Origin of the sequence: Sulfitobacter mediterraneus (assembly GCF_003054325.1) — a bacterium.
GTDB lineage: Bacteria > Pseudomonadota > Alphaproteobacteria > Rhodobacterales > Rhodobacteraceae > Sulfitobacter > Sulfitobacter mediterraneus.
Genome location: NZ_QBKU01000002.1, coordinates 275,045 through 296,333, shown reverse-complemented (window position 1 = coordinate 296,333; position 21,289 = coordinate 275,045). Strand labels below are relative to the sequence as shown.

The window sequence follows — 21,289 nt, the reverse complement described above, 5'->3', positions numbered from 1 at the left end:
TTAAGAACGACGGCTAACGTGGCGTAAAGCCCGTGTAAAAACCGATTTGTTTGTTCACTCCCCCAAAGCGCATGAGGCGTATCGAAACAGGTTTGGCCAGAAATGCAACCCCAGACATCATCACAGGTTCAAATTACGCATGGGCAACGGCTGTTGTTTGACAGTCTTGGTGCAATCGCCGTAGCGTCCATCAACCCAGACGACAAATAACAATAGGAAACGTGATGCTGGATCAGACGACCAACGGCCCGATTGCCCAAATTAAAGGGCTTCGCGTAGAATTTCAGACAAAAGATGGCCCCGTGGTCGGTGTTGAGGACGTCAGTTTTGACATCAATCCGGGCGAAACGGTCTGTGTTGTGGGCGAATCTGGGTCCGGTAAATCGGTCTCGTCGCTGTCTTTGATGCGTTTGGTCGAATACGGCGGCGGCGAAATTGCCGGTGGGCGTTTGTTGTTTGACCGCGCTCAGGGCGGCGAGGTTGATCTGGCTCAGACCAATCAACCCACGATGCGCCATATTCGCGGCAACGAGATCGGGATGATCTTTCAAGAGCCGATGACCGCGCTGAACCCGGTGTTCACCGTGGGCAAGCAGTTGACCGAGGGCCTTCGTTTGCACAAAGGCATGAGCAAATCACAGGCCGAAGAACGGGCGCTGGATCTGCTGCGCCAGGTGCGCATTCCTGAGCCTGAGCGGCGTTTGCAGCAGTTTCCGCACGAATTGTCCGGCGGCATGCGCCAGCGTGTGGTCATCGCCATGGCATTGGCCTGCGAGCCGCGCTTGTTGATCGCGGATGAACCGACAACGGCGCTGGATGTGACCATTCAGGCCGAGATCCTTGCGCTGATGGACCGTCTCAAGCGGGAAACCGGGACAGCGGTGATGTTCATTACCCACGACATGGCGGTTGTGGCCCAGATGGCCGACCGCGTGGTGGTCATGTTCCGGGGCAACAAGGTCGAAGAGGGCACGGTCGAAGAGATTTTCGAGAACCCGCAGCATCCTTATACCAAAGCGCTGCTTGCAGCGGTGCCCAAGCTGGGCGAGATGACCGGCAAGGCCTATCCCGAACCGATGAAGCTGATGGGCAGCGAGGACAAAGAGATCCTGCCGATCAAGGGGTCGGATGAGGTTTTGCTAACGGTCAAAAACCTGACCACGCGGTTTCCGGTGACGGGTGGCTTCTTCCGGCGGACGGTGGCCAATGTACATGCGGTCGAGGATGTCTCGTTTTCGATCAACAAGGGGGAGACCCTCAGCCTTGTGGGTGAATCCGGTTGTGGTAAATCCACAGCAGGCCGTTCCATTTTGCGACTGGTTGAGCCGCAGGAAGGCGAGATCGACCTTGGCGGCAAAGACATCATGGCGCTCAACCAACAGCAATTGCGCAATGCACGGCTTGATATGCAGATGATCTTTCAAGATCCCTTTGCCTCGCTGAACCCGCAGATGCAATTGTCCGATCAGGTGGCCGAACCTATTCACAACTTTGCCACGCTCAAGGGCGCTGATGTGACGAAACGGGTCGAGATGTTGTTTGACCGGGTGGAGCTGCCGCGCAGCTTTATGCGCCGATTCCCGCATGAGCTGTCCGGTGGTCAGCGCCAGCGGGTTGCGATTGCCCGTGCGCTTGCCCTCAATCCCAAACTGATCATCGCAGATGAGGCCGTGTCGGCGCTGGACGTGTCGGTGCAGGCGCAGGTGCTCAACCTGATGATGGAGTTGCAACAAGAGCTTGATCTGTCGTTCTTGTTCATCAGCCACGACATGGCGGTGGTTGAACGGGTCAGTCACCGTGTGGGCGTGATGTATCTGGGCCGGATCGTCGAGATTGGAAACCGGTCTCAAGTGTTTGAAAACCCGCAACATCCCTATACGCAGGCCCTGATGAAAGCGGTGCCGATTGCCGACCCACGCCAGCGCAAGGACGAAAAAGACCTGAACTTCAAACCGATCCCGTCCCCGATCCACCCAACCAGTTACAAGCCGCAGAAATCCATTTACCGCCAGATCGAGCCGGGCCACGAGGTGTTGCTGACTGACAGCGGTTATTGATCCTATGCGCCTGACGCAGATCACACCGTTTGTGCCCTGCACCGCACTGGCAACGCAAATCGGGTTCTATCGCGATACGCTGGGTTTTACACTCGGGTTTGAAGCAGACAACTATGCCTTCCTTCGCCGTGACAGCGTCGCGGTCCGGCTGGTTGAGGTCTGCGCGGATATTGATCTCAAAGACCCCGCCCGCGAGGGATCGTTTTACATTGATGTGCAAGGGATTGATGCGCTTTATGCCGATCTCAAACCGATGCTGGACAGGCTGCCCGCAGGCCGGGTCCGCGCGCCCTTTAACCAAGACTATGGCCAACGTGAATTTCACGTGGCGGACGAAGACTGCACCTTGGTCTTTTTCGGAGAAGGAATAAACTCAGATGGCTGAACGGCTTTCCCCATTTGCCTTGATGGAAAAACTCATCAGTTTTCCCACCGTTTCACGCGACACCAACATCCCGCTGATTGATTGGGTGGCCGATTATCTGGACAGCCACGGCATCGAAAGCCATCGCTATGTGGACCCAGAAGAGCCCAAGCATGCGCTTTTTGCCCATGTCGGCCCTTGGGAGGAAGGCGCAATTGTGTTGTCGGGACATACCGACGTTGTGCCGGTCGATGGCCAACCTTGGGACACCGATCCGTTCAGTGTTGTGGAAAAAGACGGCAAATACTACGGGCGCGGCACCTGCGACATGAAGGGGTTTGATGCGCTGGCGCTTTGGGCCTTGGTTGAAGGCAAATATATGGGGCTCAAACGCCCGTTACAGATCGCGCTCAGCTTTGACGAGGAGATTGGATGTACGGGCGCGCCGCCGATGATTGAGGCGATGCAGCCCGTGTTGCCCAAGGGATCTGCTGTGATTGTGGGTGAGCCGTCTACCATGCAAGCGGTGACCGGCCACAAGGGCGGAACGGGGTTTGACACCCATGTGGTGGGCTTTGAGGTGCATTCCTCATTGATGCACACCGGCGTCAACGCGATCATGGCAGGGGCCAAATTGATCGAATGGGCCAATGAGATGAACACCCAAAGCATGGCACAAAAGCCAAGTGCGATTGCCGCGATGTTTGATCCCCCCTTTACCACCACCCACGTTGGTATGATTGAAGGCGGTACAGCCCATAACATCACCGCCAAAGACTGCAAATTCGCGATGGATTTCCGTGTGGTGCCGGGCGAGGACAAAGATGCCTGGGGCACCGCCTATCTCAAGAAAGTGCGCGAGGTTGAGGCGCAGATGCAGGCCGTCGTGCCGGAGACCTACATCGAGGTCACGCCGCGCTTTGATGTGCCGGGGCTCAAGCCCGAAGACAATGGCGAGGCCGAAACACTGGTGCGCCAGATCACCGGTGACAATGCCAGTCACAAGGTCAGTTATGGTACCGAGGCCGGGCAGTTTCAGGACGCCGGATATTCGGCGGTGATCTGCGGGCCGGGCGACATTGCGCAGGCGCATCAACCCAATGAGTTCATTGAGATATCTCAATTCAACGCCGGGCATGATTTTATGAAAAGCCTGCTGTCGCGGTTGGCCTCTTAAGCCGCCGGACATCTGCGAATGCCCGCGTTCCCATTCCGCGCCCCGATGCCGCAACGCTTTGCCGGACCTATGCCGGAGGCGGCGGATGTGGTTGTCATCGGCGGCGGGGTGATCGGGGTGACCACCGCGCTTTATCTGGCGCGGGACGGGCATCGGGTGGCCTTGCTTGAAAAAGGGCGCATCGCCGCCGAGCAATCCTCGCGCAACTGGGGCTGGATTCGCCAACAGGGCCGTGACCCGGATGAATTGCCGATCATGATGGAGGCGATAGGTCTTTGGCAGGATCTGGCCGCCGACTGCGCGGTTGATATCGGGCTGCATCAGGGCGGCGTGACCTATTTTGCGGAAACCGAGAAAGATTTGTCGGGGTTTGCCAACTGGCACTCGATGGCGGCGGATCACGATCTGGACACCCGCATGTTGTCCTCGCGCGAGGCGGCGGCGCTGTTTCCTGACATGGGCCAGCGCTACAAGGGTGCGATGGTGACGCCCTCAGACATGCGGGCAGAGCCGTGGCTGGCGGTGCCGGCCTTGGCGGATCTTGCGGCGGCGGAAGGTGTAGATATTGTCGAAAACTGCGCGGTGCGTTGCCTTGATCTGGCGGGGGGCAAAGTGGCAGGCGTGGTCACAGAAAGCGGCCGTATCGCTGCGCCGCGTGTGGTTTTGGCCGCTGGCGCGTGGTCATCGCTGTTTTTGCGCAATCATGGCGTATCCCTGCCGCAGCTTTCGGTGCGCGAAAGCGTTTTGTCGACCGCACCTTTGCCGCATCTGTGCGAAGGTGCCGCCGCTGATAGCAAAGTGGCGTTTCGCCGCCGGGCCGATGGCGGTTACACCTTGGCGCCCACGGGCGTCACCGAACTGTTTATTGGCCCGGATGCCCTGCGCCATTTTGGCAAATATCTGACCCAGCTCAGGGCCAATCCACTTGGACAATCCTATCATCTGGCAGCGCCAAACGGCTTTCCCGATGGCTGGGGGACCAAGCGCCGCTGGACCGCTGATGAGCAATCCCCGTTTGAGCGGATGCGCATACTAGATCCTGCCCCCAACATCAAAAAACTGGACCGTTTGGTGGAAGATTTTGCTGCGCTATTCCCGGCCTTGCCCGAGGTCAAGGTCAGCGCACGCTGGGCAGGGATGATCGATACAATGCCCGATGTGGTGCCCGTGGTGGATCATTGTGATGCGCTGCCGGGGCTGGTGATTGGCACGGGCATGTCCGGTCACGGCTTTGGCATTGGCCCTGCCATGGGCCGCGTGTTGGCAGCTCTGGTCACTGGCGACCCGCTGGGGCATGATCTGGATAGGTTTCGCGCAGCCCGATTCACCGATGGCAGCGCGATCCGGCTGGGCCCATCTGTCTGAGCCCGCCAATTTAGGGGGACATATGCCAATTAAGAACCGTTTTGCCGAAACCCATGCCGAGATCACCGCATGGCGCCGCCACTTGCACCAATATCCTGAGCTGCAATTTGACGTGCATGAAACCGCGAAATTTGTTGAGGGCAAGCTGCGGGAGTTTGGCATCACGGATATCACCACAGGCATTGGCCAAACCGGTGTTGTGGCGGTGATTGAGGGCAGGACCAACACATCGGGACGTGCGGTTGGTTTGCGGGCCGATATGGATGCGCTGCCGATCGAAGAGGCGACGGGGCTTGAATACGCCTCCAAAGTTCCCGGAAAAATGCATGCTTGCGGCCATGATGGCCATACCGCGATGTTGCTTGGCGCGGCGCAATATCTGGCGGAGACCCGCAATTTTGATGGCCGCTGTGTCTTGATCTTTCAGCCCGCCGAAGAAGGCGGCGGCGGCGGCAATGAGATGGTCAAAGACGGGTTGATGGATCGTTGGTCCATTGATGAAGTCTACGGCATGCACAACATGCCAGACTATCCCGTGGGCAAATTTGCAATCCGCCCCGGTGCCTTGCTGGCTGCGGCGGATCAATTTGACATCGTGATCGACGGGCAGGGCGGTCATGCCGCCGCGCCGCATGAGGCGGTGGATACCAATCTGGCGGCGGCGCATGTGGTGGTTGCACTGCAATCCATCGCCAGTCGCAATGTTGATCCGATCAAACAGGTCGTTGTGTCGGTCTGCACCCTGCGCAGCGACACCGACAGCCACAATGTCTTGCCGCAAACCGTGCGCCTGCGCGGCACCGTGCGCACCTTGGACGAAGACGTGCGTGATCTGGCCGAACAGCGCCTGCGCGATCTGGTGACACATACGGCGGCGGCCTATCAATGCCGCGCCAATATCGACTATGAGCGTGGCTACCCTGTGACCGTCAACCACGATCAGGAAACCGTCTATGCCGCTGATGTTGCTGAAAAAGTTGTGCCGGATGTCTGGCGCGACACGCCGCCGATCATGGCGGGCGAGGATTTTTCCTATATGCTGAACGCGCGTCCGGGTGCCTATATCATGATCGGCAACGGCGATGGCGCGACGGTGCATCACCCGATGTATGATTTCAACGATGACGCGATCCCGGCAGGCTGTTCTTGGTTTGCCGAAATGGTTGAGACTCGTTTGCCGTCAAACTGACCCTACATACCAAACAGAGGCGGATGAAACCGCCTAAACAAGAATAAAAGGAAGACACCCAATGCCCGTTAAGAACCGATTTGCCGAATTGCATGATGACATCACCGCATGGCGACGTGATTTGCATGAACATCCCGAAATCCTGTTTGAAACTCACCGGACCTCTGCCACCGTGGCCGAAAAACTGCGGGCGTTTGGTTGCGACGAAGTGGTCGAAGGCATCGGGCGCACCGGCGTTGTGGGCGTGATCAAGGGCAAATCCACCGCCTCGGGCAAGGTGATTGGCCTGCGGGCCGATATGGACGCGCTGCCGATCCATGAACAGACCGGCGTTGAATATGCTTCCAAAACCCCCAATGCGATGCATGCCTGTGGCCATGATGGCCATACCGCAATGCTGCTGGGGGCGGCGCAATATCTGGCGGAGACCCGCAATTTCGATGGCACGGCGGTTGTGATCTTTCAGCCTGCCGAAGAGGGCGGCGGCGGTGGCCGCGAGATGTGCGAAGACGGGATGATGGACCGTTGGAACATTCAAGAGGTCTACGGCATGCACAACTGGCCGGGTGTGCCGACAGGCAAGTTTGGTATCCGCTCGGGCCCGTTCTTTGCGGCAACCGATCTGCTGGATATTGAGATTGAGGGTCTGGGCGGCCATGCGGCGAAACCCAATGAGACCATTGATACAACCGTTGTTGCCGCGCATATTGTGACCGCGTTGCAAACCATTGCTTCGCGCAATGCCGATCCGGTGGGCAGCATCGTCGTTTCGATCACCTCATTTGAAACTTCATCCAAGGCGTTCAACGTGATCCCGCAGCGGGTCAATATGCTGGGCACGGTCCGGACCCTGTCCAATGAGCTGCGCGATCTGGCGGAAAAGCGGGTTGTGGAAATTTGTGAAGGCATCGCCAACACATTTGGCGCAACGGCGCGGGTAAACTACAAGCGCAACTATCCGGTCATGGTAAACCACGACGAACAAACGGAATTTGCCGCCGAAGTGGCGCGATCGGTCTCTGGAGATTGTGACGAGGCACCGCTGGTCATGGGCGGCGAAGACTTTGCCTTCATGCTTGAAGAGCGGCCCGGCGCCTACATCCTTGTGGGCAATGGTGATACCGCTGCCGTGCATCACCCGATGTACAATTTCAACGATGAGGCAATCCCAGCAGGATGCAGCTGGTGGGCGGGCATTGTTGAACAGCGCATGCCGGTGATGAACTAAGCGGCGGGCGCTAGCCCTGCCAAAGCGATTGGTAGACGGCATCAATGCCGTCTGCTTCTCTCGTGGCGCTGAAACTGTTTAGCGCCACATCGCGGGCCGCAGCCGCGGCATTTTTACGGTCCAGAATCTCTTGCGCGGCAAATGCGGCCGCTTCGGCATCTTCCAGCGGCACAATGGCCCCGACGCGGCCCTGCGCGGAAAAATTGCGGTAATAGCCTGTATCGCTGCCCACGAATGGTACGCCAGAGGCGAGGCCCTCAAGCGGCACCATGCCATAGCCCTCATAGCGCGGCAGTTGCATCACCAGTGACAGGGACCGCATCACCATGGGCAATTTGTCCGCTGGGGTCTCTCCGGGAAATAGCAAACGATCTGCCAATCCTGCCGCTGCAACTTTGCCCTTCAAGCCTTTGAGAAAGCTTTCGTATTTACCGCCTGCACGGCCAATGACCAATGCCACCGTTCCGGGCCGTTCAGGCAGCAGGCGCAGCATGGCATCGACAAAAATATCTGTGCCTTTTTCGGGGCGGATACGCCCGATGGTTGCGACCCCTGACGTGCCGCCATAGCCCAGATTGGCCCATGCGGCGGCGCGATCCTTGGCGGGATAGAATGCCTCGGTATCGACCCCATGCGGCACCACGGCGCGCACATGCGGGACATATTCGGCGGCTTTGTCAGTGGTGGCAATCACCGCGTCCATGCGGCTGATCAGCCAGCGGGGATAAGCCGAATGCAGACGCTGCGCGGCAGAGGTGAAGACGATTTTGATCGGCGCGCGGCGGATGTCGCGCAGCCAGATCGCGCTGCGCATTTCGGGATTGCGCCGCACGTGCCAGATCGCGAATGGCCGGCCATCGGGTGCGGTGCGAGACATGCCATGGGCCACGCCCGGTGTGATCGGGTCAGGACAGCCGGGCAGGGGTTGGCCGACAAAAGCCAGATCATAGCGCCGCCGCTGTTGGCGGATCACATTGGCCGCTGTGGCCGAAACGCCGGTGAAATTCGGGTTGTAGTTGGTGACAAAAAGCTCAGCCATTTGCGCCAAGGTCCAATGCTTTGATCAGGCGCTGCGCGATACTGTCCAACTTGTCCGTTTGCGCGGCGGTAAAAGCGGCAACCGCAGTTTTCATCGCGCCGCGCTGTGCCTCACCCTCAATCAATGTGGCGACTTGCCCGGCGAGGTCTTCGGCCGTGTCCACCAAGCGGGCAGCGCCGATTTTCTCCATCTCTTCATAGGTTTCGGCAAAGTTCTTCACGTGATGCCCCGACAGAACCGCCGCCCCTGATTGCGCCACCTCAAACGGGTTATGCCCGCCGATAGGGTGCAAAGACCCGCCCAAAAACACCAGATCGCTCAGCCCATACCAGCTGCCCAGTTCGCCCATGGTATCGGCCAGAAAAACCTGCCCGCCCGGCATCTCGCCTGAGGTGCGGCGGGTCATGCTGAGGCCGGATTGGGCAACCATTGCGGCCACGGCATCGCCGCGTTCGGGGTGGCGGGGGGCAAGGATCAGGCATAGATCGGGGATCTGCTCCAGCAACGCTTGATGGGCTGCCAGCACGGTTTCCTCTTCGCCGTCATGGGTCGATGACGCGACCCAGACCGGGCGATGGCCAAGCGCGGCGCGGGCCTCAAACAAGAGGTCTTCGTCCACTGGCAGCGGGCCTGCCATGGATTTGAGGTTGATGCCCCGCGCCACCCGATCCGGCGGCGCGTTTATTGCCACCATCGCCCCGGCCATTGCATCGTTCTGGGTCAGGATCAGGGAAAACACATCAAAGATATAGCGGGCGGTCTGCGGGAACCTGCGCCATTGCGCGATCGACCCTTCGGACAGGCGGGCGTTGACCAGCGCCATCTTGGCACCGCCCTCATAGGTCCGGCGCAACATTTGCGGCCAAAGCTCGCTTTCCACAAACACCGCCGCGTCCGGGCGCCAGTGGCGCAGAAACCGTTTCAGCGGTCCGGGGGCGTCCAGCGGGGCAAACTGGTGCACGGCGCGGGGCGGCATGCGCTGCGCCAGTAGGCGGGCCGACGTGGCGGTGCCGGAGGTGATCAGAAACTGTGCATTCGGCAGGGTCTTGCCCATGCGGTCAATCAGCGCCAGCACTGATAGGCTTTCTCCGACGGAGGCGGCGTGAAACCAGATCAGCGGGCCGGAGGGATTGCGCGGTTCTGTGGCATGGCCCAGCTTTTCATGGGCGCGGTCCACAGGCAGCCCGGCCTCGCGCAATTTGCGCACCTCGCGGCGGGCAAAAAACGGCACAAGCAACATGCTTGCCCCCACCCAGGCACGATAAAGAAAGGGGGCAGGCATGGGAGATCAGCCGCCTGTATGGCTCATGTGGCGTGACATCTGGCCATCGGCACGCTGGCGCGAATAGTCAAAGTCATGGCCCTTGGGCTTGCGTTCGATCGCGGCGCGGATCGCGGCCTCAAGCGGGGCGCTGTCGGTGGGGTGGGCCCGCAATGGGCCGCGCAGGTCGGCGACGTCCTCTTGGCCGAGGCACATGTAAATCTCGCCGGTGCAGGTGATCCGCACGCGGTTGCAGCTTTCGCAGAAATTATGGCTCAGCGGGGTGATAAAGCCGATCTTCTGGCCGGTTTCCTCAAGGCGGACGTAACGCGCAGGCCCGCCCGAGCTTTCTGCCAGATCGGTCACGGTGTAATGATCGGCATAGCGGGCGCGGACATCTTCGAGGGACCAATATTGGTCCAGCCGGTCCTCATTGCCCAGATCACCCATTGGCATCACTTCGATCCATGTCAGATCCATGTCCCGCTCGGCGCACCATTTGGTGATTGTGGGCAGTTCTTCTTCGTTAAAGCCCTTGAGGGCAACAGCGTTGATCTTAACCCGCAGACCGGCCTTTTGCGCCGCATCAACACCGCGCAGCACCTGCGCCAGACGGCCCCAGCGGGTGATCTCGGCAAATTTGCCCTCATCCAGCGTATCAAGCGAGATATTCACGCGCCGCACACCCGCAGCATAAAGATCGCCCGCGAAACGCTCCAGCTGGCTGCCGTTGGTGGTGAGCGTCAGTTCCTTGAGCGTTCCAGCGTCAAGGTGGCGGCCCATTGCGTTGAAAAATGTCATGATGTCGCGGCGCACCAAAGGCTCCCCGCCGGTGATGCGCAGTTTTTGCACGCCCAGTCCCACGAAAGTGGAACACATCCGGTCCAGCTCTTCGAGGGTCAGCAGCTCCTTCTTGGGCAGGAAGGTCATGTTTTCCGACATGCAATAGACACAGCGGAAATCACAGCGGTCCGTGACAGAGACCCGCAGATAGGTGATTGCGCGCGCGAAGGGATCAATAAGAGGTGCGTTCATGGGATAATAGGTAATGCCCCGCTTATTGCGGGGCAAGCGCCAATTGGTTGATTGCTGGTCCGGGGGACGGGGGCTAGGATGGCGGGATGAAGCAGTTTGCCATGATCAGTTTGTCCTGTCTCTGCCTGAGCGGTTGTGCAGGCGTGATGGACAAGATCGGGATTTCCATGCCCGGAGGAGATAAGCCAAGCACAGCAGCCAATGATGCGCCGCTTGATCCCTTTGTTGCCAGCGATCCGGCGGTGCCGGATGCTACGTTGACCCCGGCCACAGCTGCGCCGCCGCCCGCGCCAAATGCCCAATCGGCAGAGGCGCTGGACACCACCACGCCCGAACAACGTGCCGCTGCGGCTGCGCCTGCTGCCGCGCCGACCCGTGATCTGGGGCGCACAGTGGCCAGTCTGGGCAGTCCGACAGAGCCGGGACTGTGGCTCAAGACGCCACTGGTCAAGGTTGAGACGCAGGGCCGGGTGACCAACCCCGCCAATGGGAAATCATCGCGGGTCACGCTGATCCCTTTGGATGGCCCCGCCACGGGCGGCAGCCGGATGTCATTGTCCGCCATGCGTTTGATCGGCGCGTCACTGACCGATTTGACCGAGGTTACCGTCGCGCTGGAAGGTTAACCGCCCGCCTTTTTCAGATGCCGCATCGCTTCTTTTACGGCGAAGGGTTTCATGGCCTCCCGGTGAGCCTCGACAAAGGCGATGGTGCGTGCCGGATCATGGCGTGAAAGATCGCGCAGCCACCAGCCGATGGCCTTTTGAATAAACCACTGATGATCTGTCACCAGCGTGGCCGCCCAACCCAGAATGCGATCGCGAGCGGCCAATTCATGGGGTTTAGGGTGGTTTTGCTTGGTCCAGGGCAGGGTCGAAACAAACGCCGCCCGGCGGGTCCACATGTGATCTGACGCGATCCATGTTTCCACCTCGTCCAAACGGTCAGGGTTTGCTACCAGCCGTTTCTGCGCCGCCATGGAGGCATGATCGGCGATGGCCCAACTGTCAAAATCCGGGGTCCAGGATGCAATGAGGCGCCATGCCGGGGCATCATCAGGGCGCAATCGCGCTTGGGTCAACAGTTTGGCCGCGGCCAAGCGCCCTTCAAAGATATCGGTTTTCCACAATGCATCGGAAAGGGCGATCCGGTCTTCCAGATCCAGCTCTGCCCGCCAGGACTTGGTCAGCCCGTCAATCTGCGGATTGGCAAGGCCAAGATATCGGCGGTCTACCTTGTGGTATTTGCGCATTTGCACGGCGCGTTCGGGGTCTGACAGCGCCTCCAATGCTTCAAGATAGGGCTCAATCATCAGATGGACCAAGAATATGGGTCGGCAGCCCGTCAATGGTGCGCTGGTTGCGGGTGTCCCAATAGGTCTGAATGTCCTCCGGGCTCTTGTCCAAAGTCCATTTTTCAAGCGTGTCGCGCGGCCCTTGGTGATCATAAAAGGGCACGGCATAGCCACAGCTGGTTTGCACAAGGTCGATCTGCATATCGTAGATCTGCCTTGCGCCATCCGAGGGCGGGAACTGTTCGTTAAAAGCGGCGAAATCCGCATCGCGGGGGTGCAATGTGCGGGCAGATCCAAAACAGCGCAGGATCATCGGCCGTTTCTCAAAGCCACACCACATCAAGGTCATGCGGTTCACCCGTGCCAAATGACCGGCGGTTTCGTTGCCCGATCCGGTCAGATTGCGCCAGATGATCCGGTTGGGGCCAAGCACCCGCAGGCTGTCCATCCCCTTGGGCGAAATGTTCACACGTCCATCTGTCGCTGCGCTGCCACAAAAGAACATGTGCTGTGCGGCGATAAAGCCGGTGTGATCGTCGCTGAGTTCATCAAATTGCTTGGCCATTATTCCACCGTTACCGATTTCGCCAGATTGCGCGGCTGGTCCACATCGGTGCCTTTGGCAACTGCGGTGTGATAGGCCAGCAATTGTGCCGGGATTGCATAAAGGATCGGGGTCAGGGCATCGCTGATTGAGGGCATTTCGATACTGGACCAGACCCCTTCATTGGCCTCGCTCAAACCCTTGTTGTCAGACACAAGGATCACCTTGCCCTTGCGGGCCATGACCTCTTGCATGTTGCTGACTGTTTTGTCGAAAAGCGGGTCGCGGGGGGCGAGCACCACCACCGGCACGTTCTCATCCACAAGGGCAATGGGGCCGTGTTTTAGCTCACCTGATGCATAAGCTTCGGCGTGTATATAGCTGATTTCTTTTAGTTTAAGCGCACCTTCAAGAGCAAGCGGATACATGTGGCCGCGCCCCAGAAACAGCACATCTCGGGCCGAGGCCAGCTTGCGTGCGGCATCGCGCAACGCATCGTTTTGTTCCAGCGCGGTGTTCAAAACCGCAGGCAATCCGCGCAGGTGGCTGATGTGGTCTGCGATGGCTGCGTCGTCCAATGCGCCGCGATCCTTGGCCGCTTTGAGGACCAACAGGAACAGCACGGTGAGCTGACAGGTGAAGGCCTTTGTCGAGGCCACGCCAACCTCAACCCCTGCAAAGATCGACAGGGCCAGATCGCTTTCGCGGGCAATAGAGGATTCCGGCACATTGATCACCGATGTGATGGATTGCGCCTTGCCTTCGCAATAGCGCAGGGCGGCCAGCGTGTCGGCGGTTTCGCCCGATTGGCTGACAAACAGGGCCAAAGTGCGCTCCGGGATTGGCGGTTCGCGATACCGGAATTCAGAGGCCACATCGACCTCAACGGGCAGGCGGGCAATCTGTTCAAACCAGTATTTCGCGGTCAGGCAGGCGTAGAAGGCCGTGCCGCAGGCCACCATGGTGATGCGGTCTATCTTGCTGAAATCAATGCCTTTCTCGGGCAGGTTAATCTCGCCTTCGGCAGTGATGTACTGCTGCAAGGCATCGCCAATCACGCCGGGCTGTTCGGCAATTTCCTTGGCCATAAAGTGTTTGTGCCCGGCCTTGTCGATGCGGGTGCTGTCAATCTGAATGGTACGGATCGCGCGGTTGGCCAGCGCGCCGTTTGCGTCCGTCACCTCGACCGATGTACGGGTGATCACCGCAACATCGCCTTCTTCCAGATAAGAAATCTTGTCTGTGAGGGGCGACAGGGCAATCGCGTCACTGCCCACAAACATTTCGCCCTCGCCATAGCCAAGTGCGAGGGGCGATCCTTTGCGGGCGGCAATCATCAGATCGTCATGACCATCAAACAGGAACGCGAGGGCAAATGCGCCGTCCAAACGGGCAATTGTGCGTTTCGCGGCCTCAACGGGGTCATGGCCCTGAGACAAATAGTGCTGCGCCATCAGTGCAACTGTTTCGGTATCCGTCTCGGTGATAAATTCGACACCATGTTCGGCCAGCTCGGCCCGCAATTCGCGGAAATTTTCGATAATCCCGTTGTGCACCACGGCAACTGGCCCAGCCTTGTGCGGGTGCGAGTTGTTGACGGTCGGCGCGCCGTGGGTGGCCCAACGGGTGTGGCCGATGCCGGACTTGCCCGCCAACGGTTCATGCACCAGCAGATCGCTGAGGTTCACCAGCTTACCAACCGCGCGGCGGCGATCCAGGGTGCCGTCGTTGACCGTTGCGATACCGGCGCTGTCATAGCCGCGATACTCAAGCCGTTTGAGGGCTTCAACAAGGATTGGCGCTGCTTCGTGGTTGCCGAGAACCCCTACAATTCCGCACATTTTTAGCTGCCCCTCTGCATTTTGGCCTTCTTGGCCTTTAACATTTCGAACAATTTGCGTGCCATGCCCGGTTTTTCGACTTGCGGTGCGCGAGCGAGCGCGAGCGCGTCCGGTTCCACGTCCGAGGTGATCACAGAGCCGCTGCCGGTCATCGCGCCATCCCCGATAGAGACCGGCGCGACCAGCATGGTGTTCGATCCGATAAATGCGTTCTCGCCGATATGGGTGTGATGCTTCATCACGCCGTCATAGTTGCAGGTGATCGTACCCGCGCCGATGTTTGTTTTGCGGCCCACAGTGGCATCGCCGATATAGCTCAGGTGGTTGACCTTGGCCCCTTCGGCAAGCTGCGCGTTCTTGACCTCGACAAAGTTGCCGATGCGCACGTCTTCGGCCAGTTCCGCGCCGGGGCGCAGGCGGGCGTATGGCCCGACGATGGCGCCGCGGGACACATGGCACCCCTCCAAATGCGAAAACGCACGGACGGTTGTGCCAGATTCGACCGTTACGCCGGGGCCAAAGACCACATTCGGTTCAATCACCGTGTCGCGGCCAATAACGGTATCACGGGCCAGATAGACGGTTTCGGGGGCCATCATCGTCACACCGTCTTCCATCAAGGTTTGACGGGCGCGGGCCTGAAATGCCGCATCGGCGGCGGCCAGATCGACGCGCGAATTGACGCCCATGGTTTCCTCTTCGGCGCAGGTAACCGCCGTTGCGGACAATCCGCGGGTCCGGGCAATTTCAACAATGTCGGTGAGGTAATATTCGCCAGCCGCATTGTCATTGCCAACGGCATCGATCAGGTCAAACAATAGGTCCGATTTGCAAGCAACAACACCGCTATTACAAAGAGTTATGGCGCGTTCTTCATCTGATGCATCTTTGTATTCAACAATCCGGTCAAGGCGATCCCCTTGCAAGATCAAACGCCCATAACGGGCAGGATCTGCCGCTTCAAAGCCCAGCACAACTAGATCATGCGAGGTCAGGGCCTCTTGCATTTTTTCTAGTGTTTCGGCCCGAACAAAAGGCGTATCGCCATATAGCACCAGCGCCGTACCATCAAAGCCTTCCAGTGCCTTGCGAGCCTGAGCAACCGCATGGGCGGTGCCCAGTTGTTCGTCCTGGGCGACGACAGTCACATCGGGATCATATTCCAGCGCTGCGGCTTCGACCTGTGCGGCGCCATGTCCGGCGACAATTACGGTGCAATCCGGCGCCAGCACTGCGCCCGAGGCCATCGCATACACCAGCATCGGCTCTCCGGCGATGGGGTGCAGCACCTTTGGCAGCTCCGAATTCATCCGCGTGCCTTTGCCTGCGGCAAGGATGATCAGTCCAGTTTTCATGTCTGTCTCTTTATTCTGATACTTGCTTTCTCTTTACGCCCTTCGCACAAAGGCGCAAGGCTACGCGGCATCAAACAAGGTTGCGGGTTGCAACATGTACGGGCGGGGTTCCGCTTAGCAGAGGTTTTCATGAAGACAGTTGTTTTTGATCTCGACGGCACATTGGCGGACACCAGCGGTGATCTGATCGCGGCGGCAAATGCCTGTTTCCGGCAGATGGGTGAGGGCGATTTGTTGGATGCGTCTCGTGATGCCGGCACGGCACTGCGGGGCGGGCGGGCGATGCTGACCCTCGGAATGCAGCGTTTGGGCCGGCCCCTGGATGATGCAACGATTGATGTGTTCTACCCCAAGCTGCTTGAGGCCTATGCGCAGGACATCGACAGCCGAACCTATTTGTACCCCGGCGCGATGGACGCGGTTGAGACCTTGAAATCAAGCGGTTACCGGGTGGCGATCTGTACAAACAAGCCCGAGGCGCTGGCCGATCAATTGCTGCGGCGCTTGGGCGTCCGGGACATTTGGCAATCCATGCTGGGGGCCGACAGCCTTGCGGTGCGCAAGCCCGATCCGGAGCATTTGCACGAAACCACCCGGCGGGCGGGCGGTGATCCGGCGCAGTCGATGTTGATCGGGGATTCCATCACTGATCGCAAGACCGCGCAGGCCGCCGGGGTGCCATGTGTGCTGGTGACCTTTGGTCCGGCTGGCGGGGATATGTCGGCGCTGAAGCCTGAAGCGCTTTTGCACGATTATGCCGACCTGCCGGGTATTGTCGCAGAACTGATCGGAAAGGCGGCATGATGGCGGAGGTGTTCAAAGGCAGCTTTACCCAGCAAGAACCTATTCCCGAGGCCGGGATTGAGGCGGCCGTTGCCGTGATGCGCCATGGACGTTTGCATCGCTATAACACTGTCGCGGGCGAGATCGCGGAAACCGCGCTGCTGGAACAGGAATTTGCCGCGCAAGTCGGGGCGAAATATTGCCTTGCGGTGGCATCGGGCGGTTATGCCATGGCCACGGCGATGCGGGCCGTCGGGGTGAAACCCGGAGATAAGGTTTTGACCAATACCTTTACTTTAGCCCCGGTTCCGGGGGCGATTGCGGCCTTGGGGGCTGTGCCGGTGTTTGTGGGGGTCACGGACCAGTTGGTCATTGATCTAGATGATCTTGCGGCCAAGGCCGATCAGGCCGATGTTCTGTTACTAAGCCATATGCGCGGCCATTTGGCCGATATGACCGCGCTGATGGCGATCTGTGATGCAGCGGGGATCACCGTGATCGAGGATTGCGCCCATACCATGGGTGCGGCGTGGGACGGGGTGGCATCGGGAACCCAGGGCAAGGTCGGATGTTATTCCTGCCAGACCTACAAACACGTCAACTCGGGCGAGGGCGGGTTGCTGGTCACGGATGATGCTGAAGTGGCAGCGCGCGCAATCATGCTGTCTGGGTCATATATGCTTTATGAGCGTCATGCTGCGGGTCCGCCGAAAGAGGCGTTTGAGACCATTCGCTATGAAACCCCGAACATTTCTGGCCGGATGGACAATTTGCGGGCGGCGATCCTGCGCCCGCAGCTGCGCGATCTGGATCGGCAGGTGGCGCGTTGGAACGAGCGGTATTTCGTGATCGAAGCGGGGCTGCGCAACACGCCCGGCCTGACGGTTATCGACCGCCCCGAGAAAGAAAGCACCGTCGGCTCCTCCATCCAGTTCCTGTTGAAAGAGTGGAGCGAGGCCGCCGTACATGAGGTGCAAAGCAGTTGCGCGGCACGCGGGGTCGAGCTGAAATGGTTCGGCGGGGCAGAGCCGGTGGGCTTTACCAGCCGTTACGATTCATGGCGTTACGTGGATGCGCCGCGGATGCCCAAAAGTGATGCGGTGCTGGCGGGCATTGTGGACATGCGGGTGCCGCTGACGTTTTCCCTTGAGGACTGCGCTTTGATTGCGCGGATCATCCGGTCCGAGGTCAGCCGGGTTTTTCAGGCAGCAAAGTGAAACGCCTCCTCCGGTGGGAGAGGGCGCGCCATTGAGTTAGAAGTGAACCGTGCCGTGCTGGCCAACATCAGGTTGTTGGTCCGTCAGATGCGCCTTGGCCACCTCGAACAGGAACTTGATGCTGCCATCGGTTAGCCAAATCTCGGCCTGTTTCAGATCCATCCGCAACAGTTGCACATCGCTGTCGTGTTGCCCGCCGTCGAACCAGACATCTGCCATCACATTCCAGATCCGGTCAAGTTGTGCGGGGTCATTGACCGCCTGCACATGACCATCGATCCGAGCGTAAAGATGTTCGTCCTTGGTTGAGACGATATATTGCGCGTTTGCTCCGCTGTTTGCGGCCTCTGCCAGTGCGGTGCCTTTGGCCGTGATAAACCACAAGACCGGCGCTGTGCTGTCGTCCTCAACGAAATGGCTCATTGGCACGGCGGGGGCTGATCCCGCCGCCAACATGCCTGTACGCGTGTCTTCCAAACGGTCCCAGAATTCCTTTTTCAAACTGTCGGTCATGGTCTCTCTCTTTCCATTGAAATTGCGTTGCTGTGGGACCAACGGGCAGCGCGGCAATTGGTTCCACCCTGCCAAGACGCTTGACCGGTGGATGTTTGATCTGTAGGTAATGAACAAGTGTTCAATAAACGGGAGAGAACCATGTTCAACGCCAGTATGCAGTTTGATCTGGGTGAAGATGTTGGCGCATTGCGCGAGATGGTACATCGCTGGGCGCAAGAGCGGGTCAAGCCGATGGCGGCAGATATCGACGCCAACAATGATTTCCCGCCCGAGCTTTGGACCGAAATGGGCGAGCTGGGCCTGCTTGGCATGACCGTTGATGAGGAATTTGGCGGCACCGGCATGGGCTATGTGGCGCATACGGTCGCGGTTGAGGAAATCGCCCGCGCCTCGGCCTCGGTTTCGCTGTCCTATGGGGCGCATTCGAACCTGTGTTTGAACCAGATCAAATTGAACGGCACGCAAGAGCAGAAAGAGAAATACCTGCCCAAGCTGTGTTCCGGTGAACATGTTGGCGCTTTGGCGATGTCAGAGCCATCTGCGGGCAGTGACGTGGTCAGCATGAAGCTGCGCGCCGAAAAGCGGAACGATCACTACCGCTTGTCGGGCAATAAATACTGGATCACCAATGGTCCGGATGCCGATACTCTGGTGGTCTATGCCAAAACAGATCCCGATGCGGGGTCCAAGGGGATCACGGCATTCCTGATTGAAAAGTCGATGAAGGGTTTCACCACCAGCCCGCATTTTGACAAACTGGGCATGCGCGGATCCAACACGGCAGAGCTGATCTTTGACGATGTCGAAGTGCCGTTTGAGAACGTTCTGGGCGAAGAGGGCAAAGGCGTGCGCGTTCTGATGTCCGGTCTGGATTACGAACGTGTGGTGCTGGCTGGTATTGGCCTTGGTATCATGGCCGCCTGTCTGGATGAAATCATGCCATACATGGCCGAGCGCAAGCAATTCGGCCAGCCGATTGGCAACTTCCAACTGATGCAAGGCAAGATGGCGGATATGTACACGGCAATGAATTCATCCCGTGCTTATGTCTATGCGGTGGCGCAGGCCTGTGATCGTGGCACAGTGACCCGTCAGGATGCGGCGGCCTGCTGTCTTTATGCGTCCGAGCAGGCGATGGTGCAGGCGCATCAGGCAGTGCAGGCCATGGGCGGCGCGGGCTATTTGTCCGACAACCCGGTGGGCCGGATCTTCCGCGATGCCAAACTGATGGAAATTGGCGCGGGCACTTCGGAAATCCGCCGGATGCTGGTGGGCCGCGAGATGATGTCGTCAATGGGTTGAACGGGTGCCGCGCTGGTTTGACTTGCATCTCGCATGGTGTTGGCAACCATAACGCGGCAACCACGCCTTCGGCCAGAAGGGTCAGCTTGCAACGGGTAGAGCCTGTTTGACGATCGCCGCAGGCGCAGCGCTTTCCAAAGACCCGTTCTTTGGGCAGCCACCACTCAATGACATAAAATTGGGAGTATCACAGCTGATGAATTTGCCGGGCCTGCATAATGACCACAGTTGGGACATTCCTGTGCGGCTGAACATGGCTGCGCAATGCTTGTCGCAGCCGGACGGGGCCACGGCAATCATTGATCTGACAGGGCCGCAACGGCGCGATGTCAGCTTTGGCCAGCTGCATAGCATGGCCGATGATCTGGCCCGCGCCTTGTTGCAACAGGTGCAGGCCGGCGACCGTGTGGGCGTTTTGCTCAGCCAAAGCCCGTGGTGCGCGGCGGCACATCTGGCGATCTGGAAAATAGGTGCGATTTCAGTGCCTTTGTTCAAACTTTTCAAGCATGATGCGCTGGCCAGCCGGGTCGGGGATGCAGGCTGTGCCATTGTCCTGACGGACGATGAAGGGGCGTCACTGCTGGGCGATCTGGCAGAAGCGTGGATTGCTGAAAGCGCTGGCCTTGCCGGTGACCCCGTAGGTTTTTCCGACACGGCCGCGGATGACCCTGCCGTGCTGATTTACACCTCCGGCACCACCGGCAGCCCCAAAGGGGCGCTGCATGGACATCGGGTTCTGACCGGCCATTTGCCCGGCGTTTCGATCAGTCACAACCATCTGGGACAGGACGGTGATTGCCTGTGGACCCCGGCGGATTGGGCATGGATTGGCGGGCTGTTTGATGTGCTGATGCCGGGGCTGGCGCTTGGCATTCCTGTGGTCGCGGCGCGGATGAGTAAATTCACGGTAGAGGGCTGCGCCGAGGTGATTGCACAGGGCGGTGCGCGAAACGTGTTCTTTCCGCCCACGGCACTGCGCATGCTCAAGGCCGCTGATGTCGCGATCCCCGGTTTGCGGTCCGTGGCCAGCGGCGGCGAGCCGTTGGGCGGCGAGATGCTGGCCTGGGGGCGCAAAGCCTTCGGGTTGGAGATCAACGAATTTTATGGCCAGACCGAATGCAACATGGTTGCCTCATCCTGCGCCGCCGATTTTGCAGCGCAGCCGGGATGTATCGGGAAGCCGGTGCCGGGCCATGATGTTGCCGTGATTGACGCAAACGGCCAGCCCACAACGGGCGAAGGCGGCGTGGCGGTGCGGCGCGGGTCGGCCTCGATGATGTTGCGCTATTGGAACCGGCCCGAAGCCACGGCAGAGAAGTTTATCAGCGATTGGCTGATCACCGGAGATCGTGGCATCTGGGATGGTGATTACCTGCGCTTTGTCGGGCGCGAGGATGATGTGATCACCTCAGCCGGATACCGCATCGGTCCGGCCGAGATTGAGGACTGCCTGCTGACCCATCCCGGCGTCGCAACCGTCGGCGTGGTGGGCAAGCCCGATGCGCTGCGCACGGAAGTGGTCAAGGCCTATGTGGTGCGCAAAGACGGCGCTGATGTGGGTGAAGCTGAGCTGCAAATTTGGGTCAAAGAACGGCTGGCAAGCTATTCTTATCCAAGGGAAATCGCTTTTCTTGATGCGCTGCCGATGACCGTAACCGGCAAGGTGATCCGCAAGGATCTCAAGGCACGCGCAGCGGCGGAGGCGGAGGTATGAATTTGCCA

At 59.3% G+C, this 21,289-nt stretch carries 19 protein-coding genes; 11 read left to right on the top strand and 8 right to left on the bottom strand.

Annotated elements, in window-relative coordinates; all coding sequences use genetic code 11:
• The first annotated feature begins 224 nt into the window (after positions 1–224).
• From C8N31_RS04560 to C8N31_RS04535, 6 genes are all read left to right on the top strand, one after another.
• Complete coding sequence (locus tag C8N31_RS04560) at positions 225–2,057, top strand: ABC transporter ATP-binding protein (RefSeq protein WP_025048909.1); 1,833 nt, start codon at positions 225–227, stop codon at positions 2,055–2,057.
• A 58-nt stretch (positions 2,058–2,115) separates the two neighbouring features.
• A complete protein-coding gene (locus C8N31_RS04555; protein WP_420834952.1) occupies positions 2,116–2,442 on the top strand; it encodes a VOC family protein in 327 nt (108 codons plus the stop codon).
• Entirely contained in the window at positions 2,435–3,598 is a 1,164-nt protein-coding gene (argE, locus tag C8N31_RS04550) for an acetylornithine deacetylase (protein ID WP_025048911.1), read from the top strand. The genes C8N31_RS04555 and argE overlap by 8 nt, the downstream gene beginning before the upstream one ends.
• 18 nt (positions 3,599–3,616) lie before the next feature.
• Positions 3,617–4,963, top strand: a complete 1,347-nt coding sequence (locus tag C8N31_RS04545) for an NAD(P)/FAD-dependent oxidoreductase (RefSeq protein ID WP_025048912.1) — start codon at positions 3,617–3,619, stop codon at positions 4,961–4,963.
• 22 nt (positions 4,964–4,985) lie between these two features.
• The gene (locus C8N31_RS04540; protein ID WP_025048913.1) at positions 4,986–6,152 is read left to right on the top strand and encodes a M20 aminoacylase family protein; all 1,167 of its coding nucleotides are present in this window, start codon (positions 4,986–4,988) and stop codon (positions 6,150–6,152) included.
• 61 nt (positions 6,153–6,213) lie between these two features.
• Positions 6,214–7,380: a M20 aminoacylase family protein gene (locus C8N31_RS04535; protein ID WP_025048914.1), complete on the top strand. Its 1,167-nt coding sequence runs from the start codon at positions 6,214–6,216 to the stop codon at positions 7,378–7,380.
• Between the two features lie 10 nt (positions 7,381–7,390).
• Here the strand turns inward: C8N31_RS04535 and C8N31_RS04530 are convergent, their stop codons facing one another.
• Genes C8N31_RS04530 through moaA form a run of 3 tightly spaced genes read right to left on the bottom strand, consistent with a single transcriptional unit; the run spans position 7,391 to position 10,715 of the window.
• Positions 7,391–8,419 (bottom strand): glycosyltransferase family 4 protein, encoded by a 1,029-nt coding sequence (locus C8N31_RS04530; protein ID WP_025048915.1) that lies wholly within the window; start codon positions 8,417–8,419, stop codon positions 7,391–7,393.
• A complete protein-coding gene (locus C8N31_RS04525) occupies positions 8,412–9,701 on the bottom strand; it encodes a 3-deoxy-D-manno-octulosonic acid transferase (protein WP_025048916.1) in 1,290 nt (429 codons plus the stop codon). The genes C8N31_RS04530 and C8N31_RS04525 overlap by 8 nt, the downstream gene beginning before the upstream one ends.
• Before the next feature lie 6 nt (positions 9,702–9,707).
• Positions 9,708–10,715, bottom strand: a complete 1,008-nt coding sequence (gene moaA / locus C8N31_RS04520) for a GTP 3',8-cyclase MoaA (RefSeq protein ID WP_025048917.1) — start codon at positions 10,713–10,715, stop codon at positions 9,708–9,710.
• An 86-nt stretch (positions 10,716–10,801) separates the two neighbouring features.
• On the opposite strand from moaA, the gene C8N31_RS04515 reads away from it, so the two are divergent.
• On the top strand, positions 10,802–11,341 hold the full coding sequence (locus C8N31_RS04515; protein ID WP_025048918.1) for a hypothetical protein: 540 nt from the start codon (positions 10,802–10,804) through the stop codon (positions 11,339–11,341).
• Here C8N31_RS04515 and C8N31_RS04510 read toward each other — a convergent pair.
• The 4 genes from C8N31_RS04510 to glmU are packed head-to-tail and all read right to left on the bottom strand — an operon-like array spanning position 11,338 to position 15,749.
• Positions 11,338–12,027: a DNA alkylation repair protein gene (locus C8N31_RS04510; RefSeq protein WP_037918698.1), complete on the bottom strand. Its 690-nt coding sequence runs from the start codon at positions 12,025–12,027 to the stop codon at positions 11,338–11,340. The two genes, C8N31_RS04515 and C8N31_RS04510, sit on opposite strands and share 4 nt — an antisense overlap.
• A complete protein-coding gene (locus C8N31_RS04505) occupies positions 12,020–12,574 on the bottom strand; it encodes a pyridoxamine 5'-phosphate oxidase family protein (protein WP_025048920.1) in 555 nt (184 codons plus the stop codon). Before C8N31_RS04505 ends, C8N31_RS04510 begins: the two co-directional genes overlap by 8 nt.
• A complete protein-coding gene (gene glmS / locus C8N31_RS04500) occupies positions 12,574–14,394 on the bottom strand; it encodes a glutamine--fructose-6-phosphate transaminase (isomerizing) (RefSeq protein ID WP_025048921.1) in 1,821 nt (606 codons plus the stop codon). Before glmS ends, C8N31_RS04505 begins: the two co-directional genes overlap by 1 nt.
• A gap of 2 nt (positions 14,395–14,396) precedes the next feature.
• Positions 14,397–15,749, bottom strand: a complete 1,353-nt coding sequence (glmU, locus tag C8N31_RS04495; protein ID WP_025048922.1) for a bifunctional UDP-N-acetylglucosamine diphosphorylase/glucosamine-1-phosphate N-acetyltransferase GlmU — start codon at positions 15,747–15,749, stop codon at positions 14,397–14,399.
• 129 nt (positions 15,750–15,878) lie between these two features.
• Between glmU and C8N31_RS04490 the strand changes: the two genes are divergently transcribed.
• Positions 15,879–16,553: an HAD-IIIA family hydrolase gene (locus C8N31_RS04490; protein WP_025048923.1), complete on the top strand. Its 675-nt coding sequence runs from the start codon at positions 15,879–15,881 to the stop codon at positions 16,551–16,553.
• Complete coding sequence (locus C8N31_RS04485) at positions 16,553–17,749, top strand: DegT/DnrJ/EryC1/StrS family aminotransferase (protein ID WP_025048924.1); 1,197 nt, start codon at positions 16,553–16,555, stop codon at positions 17,747–17,749. The genes C8N31_RS04490 and C8N31_RS04485 overlap by 1 nt, the downstream gene beginning before the upstream one ends.
• 36 nt (positions 17,750–17,785) lie before the next feature.
• On the opposite strand, the gene C8N31_RS04480 is transcribed toward C8N31_RS04485, so the two are convergent.
• Positions 17,786–18,262, bottom strand: a complete 477-nt coding sequence (locus C8N31_RS04480; RefSeq protein ID WP_025048925.1) for a pyridoxamine 5'-phosphate oxidase family protein — start codon at positions 18,260–18,262, stop codon at positions 17,786–17,788.
• Positions 18,263–18,403: 141 nt separating this feature from the next.
• Between C8N31_RS04480 and C8N31_RS04475 the strand changes: the two genes are divergently transcribed.
• Complete coding sequence (locus tag C8N31_RS04475; protein ID WP_025048926.1) at positions 18,404–19,567, top strand: isovaleryl-CoA dehydrogenase; 1,164 nt, start codon at positions 18,404–18,406, stop codon at positions 19,565–19,567.
• A 253-nt stretch (positions 19,568–19,820) separates the two neighbouring features.
• A complete protein-coding gene (locus tag C8N31_RS04470) occupies positions 19,821–21,281 on the top strand; it encodes an AMP-binding protein (RefSeq protein WP_231476849.1) in 1,461 nt (486 codons plus the stop codon).
• Positions 21,282–21,289: the final 8 nt, after the last annotated feature.

Excerpts from the sequence above, each read along its gene's own strand:
- C8N31_RS04530 (WP_025048915.1), bottom strand. The coding sequence starts at position 8,419 with ATGGCTGAGCTTTTTGTCACCAACTACAACCCGAATTTCACCGGCGTT.
- glmU (WP_025048922.1), bottom strand. The coding sequence starts at position 15,749 with ATGAAAACTGGACTGATCATCCTTGCCGCAGGCAAAGGCACGCGGATG.
- argE (WP_025048911.1), top strand. The coding sequence starts at position 2,435 with ATGGCTGAACGGCTTTCCCCATTTGCCTTGATGGAAAAACTCATCAGT.
- C8N31_RS04490 (WP_025048923.1), top strand. The coding sequence starts at position 15,879 with ATGAAGACAGTTGTTTTTGATCTCGACGGCACATTGGCGGACACCAGC.
- moaA (WP_025048917.1), bottom strand. The coding sequence starts at position 10,715 with ATGAACGCACCTCTTATTGATCCCTTCGCGCGCGCAATCACCTATCTG.
- glmS (WP_025048921.1), bottom strand. The coding sequence starts at position 14,394 with ATGTGCGGAATTGTAGGGGTTCTCGGCAACCACGAAGCAGCGCCAATC.
- C8N31_RS04540 (WP_025048913.1), top strand. The coding sequence starts at position 4,986 with ATGCCAATTAAGAACCGTTTTGCCGAAACCCATGCCGAGATCACCGCA.
- C8N31_RS04470 (WP_231476849.1), top strand. The coding sequence starts at position 19,821 with ATGGCTGCGCAATGCTTGTCGCAGCCGGACGGGGCCACGGCAATCATT.
- C8N31_RS04515 (WP_025048918.1), top strand. The coding sequence starts at position 10,802 with ATGAAGCAGTTTGCCATGATCAGTTTGTCCTGTCTCTGCCTGAGCGGT.
- C8N31_RS04525 (WP_025048916.1), bottom strand. The coding sequence starts at position 9,701 with ATGCCTGCCCCCTTTCTTTATCGTGCCTGGGTGGGGGCAAGCATGTTG.
- C8N31_RS04480 (WP_025048925.1), bottom strand. The coding sequence starts at position 18,262 with ATGACCGACAGTTTGAAAAAGGAATTCTGGGACCGTTTGGAAGACACG.
- C8N31_RS04485 (WP_025048924.1), top strand. The coding sequence starts at position 16,553 with ATGGCGGAGGTGTTCAAAGGCAGCTTTACCCAGCAAGAACCTATTCCC.
- C8N31_RS04535 (WP_025048914.1), top strand. The coding sequence starts at position 6,214 with ATGCCCGTTAAGAACCGATTTGCCGAATTGCATGATGACATCACCGCA.
- C8N31_RS04560 (WP_025048909.1), top strand. The coding sequence starts at position 225 with ATGCTGGATCAGACGACCAACGGCCCGATTGCCCAAATTAAAGGGCTT.
- C8N31_RS04545 (WP_025048912.1), top strand. The coding sequence starts at position 3,617 with ATGCCCGCGTTCCCATTCCGCGCCCCGATGCCGCAACGCTTTGCCGGA.
- C8N31_RS04505 (WP_025048920.1), bottom strand. The coding sequence starts at position 12,574 with ATGGCCAAGCAATTTGATGAACTCAGCGACGATCACACCGGCTTTATC.
- C8N31_RS04510 (WP_037918698.1), bottom strand. The coding sequence starts at position 12,027 with ATGATTGAGCCCTATCTTGAAGCATTGGAGGCGCTGTCAGACCCCGAA.
- C8N31_RS04475 (WP_025048926.1), top strand. The coding sequence starts at position 18,404 with ATGTTCAACGCCAGTATGCAGTTTGATCTGGGTGAAGATGTTGGCGCA.